The 16,766-nt window shown below is 70.2% G+C and carries 10 protein-coding genes and 1 rRNA gene; 2 read left to right on the top strand and 9 right to left on the bottom strand.

Annotation, left to right across the window (positions count from 1 at the left end; all coding sequences use genetic code 11):
• The 8 genes from E8A74_RS47660 to E8A74_RS47695 all read right to left on the bottom strand — a co-directional run.
• Window positions 1–300, bottom strand: a 16S ribosomal RNA gene (locus tag E8A74_RS47660); the annotation flags it as partial.
• Between the two features lie 879 nt (window positions 301–1,179).
• Window positions 1,180–1,842, bottom strand: a complete 663-nt coding sequence (locus tag E8A74_RS47665) for a roadblock/LC7 domain-containing protein (protein ID WP_136935839.1) — start codon at window positions 1,840–1,842, stop codon at window positions 1,180–1,182.
• Window positions 1,839–2,867 (bottom strand): peptidylprolyl isomerase, encoded by a 1,029-nt coding sequence (locus tag E8A74_RS47670; RefSeq protein ID WP_136935840.1) that lies wholly within the window; start codon window positions 2,865–2,867, stop codon window positions 1,839–1,841. Before E8A74_RS47670 ends, E8A74_RS47665 begins: the two co-directional genes overlap by 4 nt.
• On the bottom strand, window positions 2,864–3,043 hold the full coding sequence (locus tag E8A74_RS47675; protein ID WP_136935841.1) for a hypothetical protein: 180 nt from the start codon (window positions 3,041–3,043) through the stop codon (window positions 2,864–2,866). The genes E8A74_RS47670 and E8A74_RS47675 overlap by 4 nt, the downstream gene beginning before the upstream one ends.
• Window positions 3,044–3,171: 128 nt before the next feature.
• Window positions 3,172–3,990: a hypothetical protein gene (locus tag E8A74_RS47680; RefSeq protein ID WP_136935842.1), complete on the bottom strand. Its 819-nt coding sequence runs from the start codon at window positions 3,988–3,990 to the stop codon at window positions 3,172–3,174.
• Window positions 3,991–3,996: 6 nt separating this feature from the next.
• Window positions 3,997–4,860 (bottom strand): tRNA 2-thiocytidine(32) synthetase TtcA, encoded by an 864-nt coding sequence (ttcA, locus tag E8A74_RS47685; protein ID WP_136935843.1) that lies wholly within the window; start codon window positions 4,858–4,860, stop codon window positions 3,997–3,999.
• A 10-nt stretch (window positions 4,861–4,870) separates the two neighbouring features.
• A complete protein-coding gene (locus tag E8A74_RS47690; protein WP_136935844.1) occupies window positions 4,871–6,352 on the bottom strand; it encodes a leucyl aminopeptidase in 1,482 nt (493 codons plus the stop codon).
• A gap of 347 nt (window positions 6,353–6,699) precedes the next feature.
• Window positions 6,700–7,635: a class I fructose-bisphosphate aldolase gene (locus E8A74_RS47695; protein WP_136935845.1), complete on the bottom strand. Its 936-nt coding sequence runs from the start codon at window positions 7,633–7,635 to the stop codon at window positions 6,700–6,702.
• 202 nt (window positions 7,636–7,837) lie between these two features.
• Here E8A74_RS47695 and fbp point away from each other — a divergent pair, with 202 nt between their 5' ends.
• Together fbp and E8A74_RS47705 are read left to right on the top strand one after the other, a co-directional pair.
• Complete coding sequence (gene fbp, locus E8A74_RS47700) at window positions 7,838–8,896, top strand: class 1 fructose-bisphosphatase (protein WP_136935846.1); 1,059 nt, start codon at window positions 7,838–7,840, stop codon at window positions 8,894–8,896.
• Window positions 8,897–8,909: 13 nt separating this feature from the next.
• On the top strand, window positions 8,910–12,437 hold the full coding sequence (locus E8A74_RS47705) for a caspase family protein (protein ID WP_136935847.1): 3,528 nt from the start codon (window positions 8,910–8,912) through the stop codon (window positions 12,435–12,437).
• Here E8A74_RS47705 and E8A74_RS47710 read toward each other — a convergent pair.
• Complete coding sequence (locus tag E8A74_RS47710) at window positions 12,412–16,761, bottom strand: DEAD/DEAH box helicase (protein ID WP_136935848.1); 4,350 nt, start codon at window positions 16,759–16,761, stop codon at window positions 12,412–12,414. The genes E8A74_RS47705 and E8A74_RS47710 overlap by 26 nt on opposite strands.
• Between the last annotated feature and the right edge of the window lie 5 nt (window positions 16,762–16,766).

Consider the following 16,766-nt stretch of genomic DNA (forward strand, 5'->3'; position numbering starts at 1 on the left):
GCTACCCGTCTTCGCCTTGGTAGGCCATTACCCTACCAACTAGCTGATGGGCCGCAGGCCCATCCCCTGGTGCGAGCTTTCATGAAGAGGCCCGCTTTTACCTCAATCTCTTGCGAGACTGTGGTCTTATGCTGTATTAGCCCTCCTTTCGGAAGGTTATCCACCACCAGAGGGTAGGTTACCTACGTGTTACTCACCCGTGCGCCGCTTTACCGGGGCCGAAGCCCTTTCTCGCACGACTTGCATGTGTTAGGCGCGCCGCTAACGTTCGTTCTGAGCCAGGATCAAACTCTCCAGTTAAACTTGCTGGAGGTCACCTCGGTCCGGCTAAAGACCGGGTGACGGCTCATGCCTTATTGGCATGACGTGTTGCCTCGACCGTGCTTGCGCAGGTACGAGGCGAGGGCCACGTCACCACACGTTATTGCGTGTTGCGTACAATCCAGTTTTCAAGGACCGAGCCGAAGGCTTGCGGCAGACATTCCTGCCATTCCTTCGTTCTGTCATCTTGCCGGGCGTCCGGGTCGCTTGCACGACGTCGTTTGCCTCGGCGAGGGCGGTCGATTTAGTTGCCTTGCGGCGCCCTGTCAACCTTTTATTTCGAGTCGGTCGTTTTCTTTTTCGACCGCCTCTCCCTTCGCTCAGCGCCGCTTGCCGCGTCGTCTTTGCGTCGGGGCGGCGGACTCTACTCATCGAGTTCCGCCTGTCAACCACCTTTTTGCCTTTTTACTTCGTCCCGTCTCTTCTGCTTTTTTCTCTCCCTCTTGCGAGGTCGAGGGAGCGAGGTAGACCTCGCCCTTGTCGAGCTGAAGAACCGGGGCGATGGCCCTCGGTGGCCTCTTCGCGGCGACTCACGCCGTCGCGTCGAGGGGGGCGGACTTTACTCATCGAGTTCCGCCTGTCAACTGCCTCGTCACCTTTTTTTTCGTCCCGTCTCTTCCGCTTATTCCCCGCCTCTCGCGGGACGAAGGAGCGAGCCAAACTCACTCCTTCTCGCTGAAGAACCGGGGCGGAGGCCCCTCGGCAGCCCCTCCGCGGCAGCACCGCCGTCGCGTTGGGGAGGGCGACTCTACTCACCCTCCCCTTCCTGTCAACAACCAGGACGATCTTTTTCCGTCCATCGTGTCCGGCAACGGGTTTCACGGCCAAAACCCACGGCCGAGACAACCGGACGTGCGCCTAGATGAGCTCCTCGACGTGCTCATCCGCGAACCAGCGGCCCCGGCACTCCCGCACGAGCAGCATCTCTGCGCCGCTCGGGAGGCGCACGCGAAAGCCCTTCTCCCGCCCGCGAAGCCCCACCATCGCCCCCATCACTTCGATGGGCTGCCAGCCGCCCGCCGCCCGGAGCCGCCTCGGTCGCGAGTGATCGGGCGGGGCCGTCTCTACATCGACGCGGAACCACTTGGTGCTGCCCTGCGGCCGCGACCAACCCGCCTCGGTATAGAGCTGCGCCTCGATCTCCTCGAGCGTGCGCTCGGACGCCGCGAACGCCGCACGCGGATGAAAGATGACGACGAGGGCATACCCCTCCGAGAGCTGCCGCACGATGTACCCACGGCCGCGCGCCCGGACCGTGATCTGCCTGGGCGACGCGAAGTTCGGCGCCTCCCGGAGCTCCCCGAGCACGATCTGCCAGTGCGCCGCGGCTACTTTGAGGTCGAACGGATCCAGAACGCCGAAGTAGTCGACGGTCTCTCCCTCCGCGTCGACCATCGCCGCCCCCTTCGCGCTGGGCAAGGCCCGCACGAGGCGCTCGAGGATCGTCGTGAAGGTCGTCGCCTCCTGATCACGCGGTGGAGGCGCAGGACGAGGACGGCGGGATCGCGTGCGTTCGCTCATCGCTCGATCGGGACCAGGGCGAGGAGCGATTCCGCGCTCCGCTCGACGAGGACACCACGCCGGAGCCCTTCGAGGAGCTTCGACCGCGCCGCACTCGCGCGGCCCCATACGACCTCTTCACGCACGAGCTTCCGTCGCTCCTCCAAAGGCACGCTCTCGGCCGGCGTGCGCTCGAGCAAGACGATGACGTGCACGCCATACGACGTCGGCACGAGCGGGCTCGTCTCGCCACGCGCCCCGAGCGCACTCGCCGCGCGCGCGAACGACTCCACCAGCGTCCCGCCTTCGGGGCGGATCACGCGTCCGTCCGCCGTGACCGGCGCGAGCGTCTCCACCACGATCTCGAAGCCATCCTTGTCGACGCCGTCGACGGCGCTGCGAAACGAAGCGACGACCGGATCGTTCACGTCCTCGAACGGGTGCGCCGCCTGCGGTCGCGCGATCGTGCGCGCCGACGCGCCGACCGGCAGCACGGCCTCGCGGATCGCGCGCGCAACGACCTCGGCGCGGCTTCGCGTCGCGTCATCCGCGTTCTCCGCGAACCGCACGACCGCATGCACCGTGCGAAACCCCTCCGGACGATCGAGCTCGATCCACCGCCGCGCCATCACCCGCTCGAGCTCCGCGTCCGTCACCGGCCCCTGGCGATCCGCGTCCGCGAGGAGCTGATGCAAAAGCCGACGCGCGAGCGCCGCGCTCACGCGACGTTCGAGCTCGGGATCGTTCGACGCGCCGCGCGACCGGGCCTCGCTCGCGAAGAGCGCATCCCGGATCGCGAGGTCCCGCGCCGCCGCGACGTCGACCCGCTGGCTCGACGCGATGCGCGACACCGTCCCTTCGTTCACCTCTTCCTGCCCGACACGCGCGACCGTCCCCGCGGCGAGCGTGCCTCGCTCGGGCGGCGGCCCCGAAGCCCCCCCGGAGCCTCCACACGCCGCCGCGGCTGCCACGAACGACACGAGCGACACGAGCCGTGGCGCGGAAGCGCCGCGCCCGTCGCGCAGCACGCCCGCGCGCCCGCTCATCCACCCCCCCGCGGGCGCAAGAGCTCCGTCGACGCCCTTAAGGAGAGGCCGCCGATCACGAGGAGGTAAACCGCCTTGAAATCGTCGCGCTGCCCGAGCGCATGAACGCCGAAGCCAAAGGCAGACGCGGCTGCGAAGAGCAGGAGCACCGCGAAGGCGTCAATCGCGCGAGACACGATGGGAGCATACCTCGACGCGCGCGGCCTGTGGGGCCGGACCGGCCCGGAACGTCCTCGAACGAGGGGGAAAGCCGCCGAGATTGCCCCGCGACCCCACCGAACGCCTGGATTCGTCCGCCAGGCGACTATCGGCGCATCAGGACGACGGCGACCCCCGCCACCACGAAGACGACGAGCATGAGGAGCGCTTTCCCGGCCGCAGGCGTCATGCGTCGTGAAGATCTCGACGAACGTCGACCACGCTCCACCGCCACCATCGCTGCAACGACGCTGATGGCGACCGCACAAGCAACCGCGACGGCCTGCGCGGCGAGCGCGCGATCTCCATCACGCACGTGCCACGCGAGCACGAGATAAACGAGTCCCGAGAGGATGCCGACGGTCGCGATGGGGATCGCGCCGCGCGGCAACGTCGAGCGCGCTTGCAAGAGCGGCGCATCGGGATCCTTCGGCACCTCGTGCTTCGACGGCCCCGTCTCCCAGCGCTCCCGCCACGAGAGCGCGAACGCGCCCCACGCGATCGCGCCGACCGACGCGCGCAAAGGATCGAGGCGCGCAGGCGTGAGCGCGGGCGATCCGAGGAGCCACGCGCCCGTCGTGAGCGCGAGAAACGCCGTGATGCCGACGTGACGCGCCAGGGTCGGGCGGCTCCCCCGAAAGAGCGGGCCCGCGAGGCCGGCGACGAGGCCCACGACGGCGACGAACGCGGCCGGGCGCGCCGCGGAGCGCGAGAGCGCGGCGGGCGCGACGGTGGCCGACCAGGCAACGAACGTGGCGAGCAGGGTTTGTCCCGGGGAGTCCCCCGCGCGGATCTCGGCGACGAGGCGCGCGACGGGTCCCTCGTGTTGCGGCGCGAGGGCGCGGGCGGGGACGGCCTTCAGCGGCTCCGCGAGGGCCTCTTCGGGGTCGGTCTCGCTCGCTCGCTGCTCCCGATCATCCGCCATGCGTGCTCACACGATACTCCGATCGGAGAGCCTCGACAGCGGGACGAAGCCGCCGGTGTCCTCGTCGTCCCCCGCGAGCGCGGCGGCCGCCTCGCTGCCGCCCTCCTCCCGCGCGACCTCGAGGCCGAGCTTTTGCCAGAGCCCGGCATCGAAGAGGTGGCTCGGCCGCACGTTGCCAAGCGCGGCGAGCATGTTCCGCCGGGCGCCGGGGCAACGCGCGTCGAGGTCGGCGAGCAAGCGGCTGATCGCCTTGCGCTGGAGGTTGTCCTGCGAGCCGCAGAGATCACACGGCAGGATCGGGAACTTCTCCTCGGCCGCGAACGCCGCGAGATCATCCTCGGCGCAGTAGATCAGCGGGCGGATGACGACGTTCTTGCCGTCGTCCGCGACGAGCTTCGGCGGCATGGCCTTGAGCTGCCCGGCGAAGACGAGGTTCAGCATCAAGGTCGTGATCGCGTCGTCGCGGTGGTGCCCGAGCGCGATCTTCGTGCAGCCCATCTCTTGCGCGATGCGGTAGAGGATGCCCCGGCGCAGGCGCGAGCAGAGCGAGCAGTACGTCTTGCCCTCGGGGATCTTGTCCGTGACGATCGAGTAGGTGTCCTCGTTGATCATCACAAACTCGTGGCCACGCGCGTTCATGTAGTCGCGCAGGAGGTGCCCCGGGTAGCCGGGGTGCCCCTGGTCGATGTTCACCGCGACGACGCTGAAACGCACGGGAGCTCGGCGCGCGAGATCCACGAGCAGGTCGTGCATCGCGTAGCTGTCCTTGCCGCCCGAGACCGCGCAGAGGATGCGGTCACCGTCGGAGAGCATCTTGAAATCGGCGATCGCGCGGGACATCGACCGCGCGAGCTTGCGGCGTAGGTTCACAGCGAGAACTTCAGGACAGCTCTTCGATGAGCCGGAGGAACGTGAGGACCCCGTGGCCCGTGCCGCCCTTGGGGTAGATGCCGTAGGGCTTGTTCGCAAGCGAGGGGCCGGCGATGTCCACGTGGATCCACGGGCGATCCCCCACGAACTCGCGCAGGAAGAGCGCGGCCGTGATCGAGCCGCCCCAGCGATCGGCGGTGTGCTTGATGTCCGCCCAGTCGCTCTTCAGGCCCTCGCGCAGCTCCTCCACGAGCGGGAGCTGCCACGTCGACTCGCCCGCCGCCTTCGCCGACGTGCGGAACTGCTCGGCGAGCTCCTCGCGGTTCGCGAAAAAGCCGGAGACCGTGGGGCCGAGCGCGACGACGCACGCGCCCGTGAGCGTCGCGTTGTCGAGGATGAGATCGGGCTCGAGCGCGCGGGCGTACGCGAGGCAGTCCGCGAGGACGAGGCGGCCCTCGGCGTCCGTGTTGATGATCTCCACGGTCTTGCCGTCGAGCGAGCCGAAGACGTCGCCCGGCCGGTAGGCGTTGCCGTCGGGCATGTTCTCGGCGCAGCCGATGATGCCGTGCACCTCGACATTCGGCTTCGTGGCGGCGACGGCGGCCATGAGCGCGACCACGTTGGCCGCGCCGCCCATGTCGCCCTTCATCTCCTCCATGCCCTGCGCGGGCTTGATGCAGAGACCGCCGCTGTCGAACGTGAGGCCCTTGCCGACGAAGACGAGCTTCTTCTTCGCGGGCTTCGCCGGCTTGTACGTCAGGTGCACGAGGCGCGGATCCCGCGCGCTGCCCTGGCCCACGGCCAGGATGAGCTTCATGCCGCGCTTCGTGAGCTGGGCCTTGTCGAAGATCTTGCACTCGAGGCCGTTCGCCTTCGCCACGTCCTCCGCCGCCTTCGCGAGCTTCTCGGGATAAAGCTCGTTCGGGGGCGTATTGATGAGGTCGCGCGCGATGCACACGGACGCTCCGATCTTCTGGCCGAGCGCGGCGCCGTCACGATCGGCCTTGCTCACGCGGCCCGTCGTCGTGAGCGTGACGCGCGCGAGGTTCGTCTTCGGGATGCGATCGCCCGTCAAAAAGCTCGTGAAGCGGTAGGCGCCGAGCACCACGCCCTCGGCCGCGGCGCGCGCGGCATGCGCGACGCCCTCGGGCAGCGCGATCGTGAGCGACTCGGCCTTGCCGCCGAGCGCGGTCCGCGCGCCCTTGGCCGCGAGGAGGCGAACCTCGACGTCCGAGATCGTCGCCTTGCCCAGACCCATCAGGAGAACACGGTGCACAGGCAGCGCGCCGTTCGTCTGCAGATCGAGCGTCTGGTCCTTTTTCCCCGTGAAATCCTCACGTTTGACGAGGCGGGAGACGACCGGACCGAGCGCCTCTTCGAGCTTCGCGAGGATGCCCTCCTTCGTCGTGGCCCCCTCGGGCACGCCGATGACGGCGACGTCGGCGTCGATCCGAAGCGGGTCCTGGGAAACGACGGAAAGCTTGATGGACATGCGTTCTCCTGGACGATTGCGTGCGAGACCCCTCGGGGTCGGGGCGCGCATCTAATCACGAGACGCAGGCAACGTCGACCGCTCGTCTCGTGGGTTTCACGGGGATGGACGGCGCGCGCGATTCGTTGTGACGCTTGGGGCTGCGCTCGGACAAGCCGAGCTACGCCCCAAACCCCAGGTGACGCTTGGGGCTGCGCTCGGACAAGCCGAGCTACGCCCCAAATCCCAGGTGACGCTTGGGGCTGCGCTCGGACAAGCCGAGCTACGCCCCAAACCCCAGGTGACGTGCGCCGCTTCAGGGTATGTCGCCGCGCTGCGGCAAGACCGACGCGTAGACGCGTGCGCGCTCAGCGGCCCGCGGAAGACACGTCTTTGTAGATGCGGATCACGTTCGTGAGGAGCTCGAGCCCCTCCGCGCGCGGCCGCTGGAACGCGTTGCGGCCCAGGATCGCGCCGAACGAGCCGCCCTCGGCGAGCTCGCGCACCTCGGCGAGCACGGCGTCCGCGCCCTTGGTCTCGCCGCCCGAGAAGATGACGACGCGCCGGCCGTTGAACGTCGACTGAATGACGTGGCGGATCCGTTCAGGGAGCGTCGCGATCGGGATGTTGTACTTCTCGTACATCTTGCGCGCCTCGTCCTGCTCGATGTGCGCCGTCGGAGGTTTGACCTTCACGATGTGCGCGCCGAGCTCGGCCGCGATGTGCGAGGCGTAGGCGATGATGTCGATGCCCGTCTCGCCGGCCTTCGACATCGATCCGCGCGCGTACGACCAGACGATGACGACGAGGCCCTTGCGCTTGGCCTCGAGCGTGATCTCCCGGAGGTCCTCGTACATCTGGTTCCGAGCGCCGGAGCCGGGATAAATCGTGTAGCCGATGCCCACGCAGCCGAGGCGCAGCGCGTCCTCGATCGAGCCCGTGACGGCCGAGATCGGGTGCTCGGGTTTGCCGAGCGAGTCGCTGTTGTTGAGCTTCAGGATGAGCGGGATCTGCCCCGCGAACTTGGCGGCGCCCGCCTCGAGGAAGCCGAGCGGCGCGGCGTACGCGTTGCATCCCGAGTCGATCGCGAGCTGGAAGTGGTAGTCGGGATCGTTCGCATCGAGGTTCGGCGCGAACGACCGCACCGGGCCATGTTCGAAGCCCTGATCCACGGGCAGGATCACGAGCTTGCCCGTGCCCGCGAGCCCGCCGTGGTTCAGGAGGCGCACGAGGTTCGTCTGGGTACCGGGGTTATCCGAGGAGTACCAAGAGAGGATCTGCTTGACGCGATCGGTGAGAGCCATGGTCGTCTCCGGCGGGGTTTGGGGCGCAGGACGCCGAAGGCGACCCGAAGCCCCAAGCGTTAACGGGTTGCGCCCGGCGCGCGGGCAGCGAACGGCAGGCTAGGCCGCGGGCGGCTCTTCCGCAACGAGCACCACGCGTCCGGAATCGGACGACGTCGGGCAAGGGCCCGTGGTAGACGGCAGGCCCCGGAGGGGAGACACGATGACGACGAGTTCGGACAAGCGGCTAGAGAGCTGGGCCCCGCCGCCCGAAGGGCCTTCGCGTGTTGGAATCACACTCGAAACGTTCATCCTCGAAGGACAACTCGGGTTCCCGGCGGCGACCGGGACGTTCACGTCGCTCCTCAACCAGATCGGCCTCGCGGCCAAGCTCGTCACCTCGAAGGTGCGTCGCGCCGGACTCGCGCGGCTGCTCGGGTACACGGGCCAGACGAACGTTCAGGGCGAGCTCGTGCAGAAGCTCGACGAGGAGGCGAACGAGACGCTCCTCAGCGTGCTCGGGCGTCGCAGGCATTGCGCCGCCGTCGCCAGCGAGGAGCTCGACTCGATCCGGATCACCTCGACCGATCGGCGCGCGAAGTACCTCGTCGTCTTCGACCCGCTCGACGGATCGTCGAACATCGACGTGAACATCTCGATCGGGACGATCTTCGGCGTGCTGCGCAAGGAGACCGACGGCGAGGGCGCGACGGAGGCGGACTTCCTGCGGCCCGGGCGCGAGCTCGTGGCGGCCGGGTACATCCTCTACGGCTCGTCGACGATGCTCGTGATCACGACGGGGCACGGCGGCGTGCACGGATTCACGTACGATCCGACCGTCGGTGAGTTTTTCCTCTCGCACGAGAACATCCGCATCCCCGAGCAGGCCTCGCTCTACTCGATCAACGAGGGCAACTTCGCGTACTGGACCGACGAGGTCCGCCGCTGGAACGCCTGGCTCAAGGAGGAGGACAAGGCGACGGCGAGGCCGTACGGGGCGCGGTACGTGGGGTCGCTCGTGGCCGACGCGCACCGCACGCTCATGAAGGGCGGCATCTTCGCCTACCCGGCCGATCGCAAGAACAAGCAAGGCAAGCTGCGGCTGCTCTACGAGGCGAACCCGTTCGCGTTCGTGTTCGAGGCCGCCGGCGGCAAGGCGTCGACCGGCAGCGCGCGTATCCTCGACATCACCCCGACGGAGCTGCACGAGCGCGTGCCGCTGGTCCTCGGCTCGCCGCGGGACGTGGACATCTTCGAGTCGTTCGTGCGCGGCGACCGGTAGTACCCTCGGGCCCGTGGCCCGGCCCCCGATTCGCACCCTCTTCCGCGCGCTCGCCGCGTCCCTCGTCGTCGCTGCCGGCTGCAACACGACCGTGCAGCCGATCCAAAACGCGCGCCCTCCGACGGAGCCCGCGCAAACGAAGGCAACGCCTCGGATCGCCGAGGCGCCCACGGATCCCGACGCGCCGCTGCCCACGTGCCCGGATCCCGCGCCTCCGGCCGGAAGCACGCCGAGCAAACCGACGTTCCTGCTGCAGAACGGTCACGAGCGGCCGATCCAGCGGATCGCGGTCAGCACCGATGGCAGCAAGCTCGCGTCGGGCGCGCAGGACGGCACGGTGCGCGTGTGGGATCTGCGCGCGGGCCTGCTCCTCACCCGCTTCGTGACGGCCGGGTTCTTCGTGCAAGACCTGTCGATCAGCGCGGATGGCAAGCGCCTCGCGTACTACGCGCCGGATGGCACGCCCGAGGGGCTGCTCGTGCAGGTGGTCGACCTCGACAAGCCGAAGGGCCCACGCGCCGCAATCCCGCTCCACGGCGCCTTCCAGCTCTCGCCGGACGGCACGTGGCTCGCCATGGCCACGGACAAGCTCACGCTCTTCGACGCGAAGACGGGCAGCGCCAAAAAGGAGATCGCCGTCGGCGCGAAGACCCCGAGCGCGCTCGCGCTCACGCACGACGCGGAGGGCCGGCGCGTCGCGATGGCCTACCCCGGCGAGGTCGTCGTCGTCGACGTCACGACCGACACGGTCACGCATCGGTTCCCGCTGGGGAGCGGGCTCGCGGACACGCCGATGCGCGTCGCGCTCACGCCCGAGCTCGTCGTCGTGATGGGCGCAGGCGGGGGGACGACGTTGTTCCCGCTCGCGAAGGGCGGCGCGCCGCGTGTCCTTCCAGGTCGATACAAAGACGTGTCCGTGGCGGGCGGGCGGCTCTGGGCCGTGGATCTCATGGACGGGCACGCCTCGGCCTTCACCCTCCCCGACGCGCAGGCCGTCTCGCTCGGCACGCCCGATCTGCCGCGGGGTGATCTCGTCGCTGCGAGCCGCGACGGCTCGACGCTCGTGACGGCCCGGAGCCACCTCGGCGAGGGCACGCGCATCGAGGTGCGGGACGTGCGGACGATGCGCGCGGTGCGCACGATCGAAGGGCTCCCTCGATCCATCGAATCGATCGCCGCGCGGCCCGACGGCAGCGAGCTCGCCACGGGCGCGCTCAACGGCGATCTGACGCGCTGGGATCTGCGGACCGGCAAGCCGAAGCCCGGCGTCTCCGCGAACGAGCAGGAGCATGGGCGGATCATGGCGCTCTCGTACGCGCCGAACGGCGAGCTGCTCGCCTCGTCGACGGGCAGCTTCGAGGTACGCGTCCGCGAGACCACGCGCGGACTGACCCTGCGCCGCTGGAGTTTGCTGTCTGGATCGTTCGTACGTTTCACGGAGTTCCTGCCGACGAGCGAGGAGCTGCTCACCGTGCGTGTGCTGACGGATCGGAAGCTCACGAGCCAAAAGGGCCCGGGCGGGGCGCCGGTGATCGACGAGAAACACGACGTAGCCGTGGAGCGCTGGGATCTCCGCGGACCGATGCCGCCCTTGCCGAAGACGCCCTTCGGCGAGATCGCGCGGCCCCAAGGGCGCGTCGTCGCCAAGCTCGCGTCGGACGCGAAGTTCTTCGCGCTCTCGAAGGACGGCCTGCGCCTCGTCGTGGGCGGCGGCGACGTGCTCACGTCCCTGCGCACGGACACGGGGAAGATCGATTGGACCCTCAAGCTTCAGACGATCCCGTTCGGCGTCGCGAAGCGGCCGGATGGAGGGATGGAGGTCGATCGATCCCACGCCGCCTTCTCGCCCGACGGAAAGACCGTCGTGATGTCCACGCGGCGGCTGGAGACGAACAAGGGCGGCGTGCAGCACTTCGTGCCCGTGTTGATGGAGATCGACGGCGGCACGGGGCGCGTGCGGAAGGTGCACAGGCCGGAGACGGACGGGGCTGTGCAATGGCACAAGGGGGCGATCGTCGTGGGGGGGCTCAAGCCCGTCGTGCTCGACGCGTCGAGCTTCGCCGTGCGGACGCGCCTCGATCTCGCGGACAACGAGATCTCCGCGATCACCGTCGTTCCAAAGCGGGACCTCTTCCTCCTCAGCGGCAACGGGGGCGGGACCTCCCTCGTCACGGAGCGCGGCGACGTCGTCATGACGCTGGTCTCCACGCCGAACGGGGAGTGGGTGTCGACGACGCCGTCCGGCGCTTATCGATCGAGCATCGATGGAGCGCGCAGCGTCGCGTGGACGTTCTCGGATCCCCTGGAGGGCTTCTCGTTCGAGCGCTTCGCCACCCGGTTCGAGCGGCCGGATCTCGTGGAGCGGAGCCTGGGCGGGGAGGAAGCGGCGGCGCCGGCCTCGCTCGCGCGGCCGCCGAGGTTGCGCGTCGAGACGAAGGCCCCGCGCGGGAGGATCGAGACGGCCGAGAACCACCTCGACCTCGACGTCGTCGCGACGAGCCCCTCGCGTGTCGATCGCGTGCGTGTCTTCGTCGACGGCAAACCCGCGGCCGATCGGCTGGTGTGCGCCGCGGAGGGGCGCGTCTCGCTCGACGTGCCGCTCCACGCGGGCCGAAACCGCCTGAGCCTCGTCGCCTACGACGCGGCCGGCTACGCGAGCAACCCCGAGCAGCTCGACGTCGTCTCGACGTCTCCCCTCGCGGAGAAGCCGAGCCTGCACGTGCTCTCGATCGGCGTGAGCCGCTATCCCCACATGCCGCCCGAGCAGCAGCTCGAGTTCGCCGACGACGACGCGCGCTCGGTCGCGACGTCGCTCGCGCGCCTCGCGGGGCCAAACCGCCCGTTCGGCCGCATCCTGGCGACGACGTTGCTCGACGACGAGGTGACCGTGAAGCGCGTCGACGAAGCGCTCGCGGGGCTCACGGGGATGCGCCCGGACGACCTCGCCGTCGTGTTCTTCGCGGGCCACGGAGCGCGGCTCGACGAGTCGAAGATGCTCTTCCTGACGAGCCAGGCGATGTTCACCCGCGAGGCGGCGATCCAGCACGGGATCGGATGGGACCGCATCGAGAAGGCGCTGCGCGGGGCGCGCGGGCGCGTGCTCATGATGCTCGACGCTTGCCACGCGGGGCACGTGTCGACGGAGGTCGTCGCGCCGAACGAGGCGCTCGCGCGTGAGCTCGCGGCGGGGGACCGCGCGGGGGTCCTGGTGTTCTCGGCGGCGCGCGGATCGCAGTTCAGCTACGAGGTGCCGCCGGACGGGGCGAGCGGGGCGAGCCGCGGGCTCGAGCTCGCCTGGGAGGGCAAGCCCAAGCGCTTGCAGAAGGACCTCCAGGGCGGGCACGGGCTCTTCACGAGCGCGCTGCTCGAAGCGCTCGACGGCGAGGCGCCGGATCGGGATCGCAGCGGCGCCATCGAGGTGAACGAGCTCGTCGACTACGTGACCGAGCGGGTGCGCGCGGCCTCGAACGGCAAGCAGACGCCGTGGGTCGCGCGGCGCGACTTGTTCGGCGAGTTCATGGTCGCGCCGGCGGCGCGCTAGCTCGCTGGACAGCTCGTTTCTCGTCGAACGACCTTACCCCCCTCCCCTCTCCGTCCCGGAGAGGGGCGTCCGGCGCGTCTTCTTCCTCGATCGGCATCCCATCCCGGTACGTGACGAAGTGCGAGAGCGTCGAAGGCACGCGCTCGCCCGGGAGGATCGTCCCCACGAGGTTCAGCGGATCACACGCCGACAGCCGCACGACCCCTCCGCGCAGCGGCGCCTTGCGGAGGGCCCGCAGCGATTCGAGGGCCTCCGGCAGCGCGAACTGCTCGCCGACGAAGGACGCGACGAGCCGGCCCCCGCGGACTTCGCCCCGCATCTCCAGGCGGCGATAGACACGCACGAGGTCCCGCCACGCAGGCGCGCGGGACTCGCGCGTGACGAGCTCACGGAAGACGATGCCCCAGCGCCGTAGGAGCTGCCGAGCCTGCGCCTCGATCGTCGCCGCGGGATCGACGCTCGCGGAAGGCGCGTCTCCGAGGACGGGCGCGCGGAAGAGCGCCCACCGGCCCGCCGCGAGGACGGGCGCGCCGCGCGTATGCTTGGTGCTCGAACGAGCGCGGGCGCGCGCCGAGGGCCCGAGCAAGCCGCGGAGCCCCGCGAACCCGTCCCCCGTGATCCGCCCCGCGGAGACGAGCTCCCAGAGCGCCTCCTCGACCTCGGGCCGCGCGAGGCCCGTCGCGCGGACGATGTCCTCGAAGAAGGACGCCCCCGCCGCGCCGAGCGTGGCGAGCACGCGCCGCGCAGGAAGAGAAAGGCCGTCGTCGCCGAGCGGCGCCTCGAGCGTTGCTTCGGACGGCTCCGCGAGCAGCCACGCGAGATCCCGCCGCAGCGCGAGCGTGATGGGCGCCGCGCGTGTCGGCGCGCCGCCGGCCGATGCGCGCGGCGAGAGCCGCCCCCACGTGACCTCGCCGGACAAGCAGAGCAGATCGAGCCACGAGGGATCGTAGGCCTCGACGCGCGCAGGGAGGATCTCGCTCTCCCACGCGCCCGCGGCGATCTCGAACCCCTGGAGCTGCTCGACGACACGCGCGAGCCCCGCGGCGCCGTGCGCGTGTTGCCCCGGGATCACGCCCTGCCACGCGAGCAAAAAACGCATGAGCTCGACGGGTGAAGCAGGCTCGATCGCGCGGCGCAGGCCGTCGACGGTGCGGCGGTGGATCCGCGCGAGCAGGCGCCGATCGCACCACTCGATCGCGCCAGGTTCGAGATCCGGCGAGAACCTCCCGCGCAGGACCACGCCGTCCGCCTCCACGCGCGCGAGGGCGATCTCGATGTCCGCGACCTCGATCGACAACCGCTCGGCGAGCATGGCCGCCTGGATAGGGCCGACGAGCGCGAGCCAGCCGCGCACGAGGCCCGCGATCGCGGCCTCGCGTGCTCCCTCTGCGGGCGTCTCACCGGCGCCCCTCGCGGGCTGCACGAGCTCCGGTGAAAACGTCCCCGCGGGCCAGATCGAAGCCGCCCGATCCCGCCGCTCGGCCGCGACCCACAGCGCCCCCATGATCCCCGGCCCCGCGAGCTTCGCGGCGCGACGCGCGCGCACGAGCACGTCGAGGAGCCGATCGTACCCGAGCGCGCTCGCGTCCTCCTCGGGCAACGCCGTGACATCGAGCAGGAGATCGTGCAGCTCGTCCGCGTCGCGCACGACGGGACGGGCCTCCGCGACGATGGCCTCGATGGCCTCCGGATCGAGCCCGCCGATCCGATCTGCGATCTCCGCCGGCAACCCGCGGCGCACGGTGACCGCGCGCGCGCGTCGTTCTTCGAGCGGCGCATCGTCGAGGAACGCATACGGGTTCGCGTTCAGGATCTCGTGCGACAGCACGCTCGGCTCGGCCGTCTCGCGCGAGGCGATCCGGATCTCGCCGCGCTGGATCCGTTCGAGCACCTCGGCGAGGCCTTCGGCGTCCATCACCTCCGTCAGGCAGTCGCGCATCGTCTCGCGCACGAGCGGGTGATCCGGGATCTCGAGGATCGCCTCGCGCCCGTGGTTGTCCTGGCAGCCGAGCTGCGCCGGGAACACGGCGGCGATGAGGTCGTCGCTGCGCATGCGCACGAGCGGCGCCGGCACCTTGCGCCCCCCGGAGAAGCGCAGGATCTGGAGCGCGCGTGTCGCGTTCCACCGGAAGCGCGTCCCGAACATCGGCGCCTGCAGCGCGGCTTGTTCGAGCACGCCCACCACGCCCTCGGGCCTGAGCATCTCGAAGATCACGTCGAGCGGGAAGCTGTGCTGCGCGCCGAGGGAGAGCAGCACGCCGTCGTCGGTCGCCGCCGCCTGCAGCTCGAAGTCGAAGCTCCGGCAGAAGCGCTTGCGCAACGCGAGGCCCCAGGCGCGGTTGATGCGGGCGCCGAAGGGCGCGTGCAGGATGAGCTGCATCCCGCCCGCCTCATCGAAGAACCGCTCGGCCACGACGACGCGCTGCGACGGCATCTCCCCGAGCGCCGACCGCGCGGCCGCCACGTACTCGCAGAGCAACACCGCGCCCGCGCGATCGAGCGCGCACGTCTCCTCCAGCCACGCCGCCGTCCACCAGAGCCGCGCCGGTTCATCCGCCTCCCGCCCCTCGAAGAGCCTCCGCGCGACCTCCTCGCGCAAGAGGCCCACCTCCGCGGACAGCTCGCGCGTGCGCGCAGGCCCCTCGCCGAACCAGAACGGCACCGTCGGCGGCGCGCCCGGCGCGTCCTCGACCCACACCTTGCCCGCCTCGATCCGACGGATGCGCCACGACGTGGATCCGAGGAGGAAGACATCGCCGGCCGAGGAGTCGATCGCAAAGTCCTCGTCGACCGAGCCGACCTTCATCCCGTCCGCGAGCACGACGTCGTAGTTGCCGTTGTCCGGGATCGCGCCGCCTGACGTGAGCGCTGCGATCGATGCCCCGCGCCGCGCCTTGAGCCGCTGGCCCACGCCGTCCCGGAAGAGGAGCGCGCCCGCGCGCCCGCGCCGCGCCGACACGCCCTCGGCGAGCATCTGCACGACATCGTCGAACGCCGCGCGCGTGAGCGTCTCGTAGGGCGCGGCCCGCCGCATGAGCGCGAAGAGCTCATCCTCGCCCCGCTCCCCCGACGCGCACGCCGCCACGATCTGCTGCGCGAGCACGTCGAGCGGCGCGTCGCGCATCGTGATGCGGTCGATCTCGCCCCGCCGCGCCGACCGGACGATCGCCGCGCACTCGAGGAGCTGATCCCGCGTCAGCGGGAACATCCGCCCCTTCGGCGTCGCCGCGAGCGCGTGGCCCGAGCGGCCGATGCGCTGGAGCGCCGTGGCGATCGATCGCGGCGATCCCACGAGGCACACGAGCTCCACGGCGCCCACGTCGATGCCGAGCTCGAGCGACGCCGTCGCCACCACGACCTTGAGCTCGCCCGCCTTGAGCCTGCGCTCCGCCGCGAGCCGCCGCGAACGCGAGAGGCTGCCGTGATGGGCGGCCACGGTTTCCTCGCCGAGCCGCTCGCCGAGGTGCAGCGCCACGCGCTCGACGAGCCTGCGCGTGTTGACGAAGACGAGCGTCGACTTGTGGGCGCGGCACATCTCGGCCACGCGGTCGTAGAGCTCGTCCCACTGCTCGTTCGTGCAGACCGCCCCGAGCTCGTCGCGCGGCACCTCCACCGCGAGGTCGAGATCCCGGCGCACGCCCGCGTCGACGATCTCCGGCAGCGGCCTGCCCGCGCCGACGAGCATCCGCGCCGCGACCTCGATCGGCCGCATCGTCGCCGAGAGCCCCACGCGCTGCGGGCGCGCCTCCCCGCCGCTCGTCACGAGCTCTTCGAGCCGCTCGATCGAGAGCGCGAGGTGCGCGCCTCGCTTGTCCGAGGCGACCGCGTGGATCTCGTCCACGATCACGGTACGCACGCCGCCGAGCGCGCGACGCCCCGAGGCCGATCCGAGCAGGATGAAGAGCGACTCCGGCGTCGTGACCAGCACGTGCGGGGGCTTCTTGAAGAGCCTTCGCCGATCCTTCTCCGGCGTGTCGCCCGTACGCACGGCCGTACGCACGGCGGGCCGCGCGAGGCCAAGCGCGTCGGCGAGCGCGGTGAGCTCTGCGATCGGCTCGTCGAGGTTCTTCTGGACGTCGTTCGACAGCGCCTTCAGCGGCGAGACGTAGACGACCTCGATGCGGTCCACGAGCCGCCCCTCGTCGCTCGCGCGCACGAGACGATCGAGGCACGCGAGGAACGCGGCCAGCGTCTTGCCGGAGCCAGTGGGGGCGGCGATGAGGCAGTCCTCACCTCGCTGGATCGTGGGCCAGGCGCGGACCTGCACGGGCGTCGCGGCCCCGAAGCGGCGGGTGAACCAGGCGTCGACGAGGGGGTGGAACACGGCCT

The organism is Polyangium fumosum (genome assembly GCF_005144585.1).
In the GTDB taxonomy this organism is placed as follows: domain Bacteria; phylum Myxococcota_A; class Polyangia; order Polyangiales; family Polyangiaceae; genus Polyangium; species Polyangium fumosum.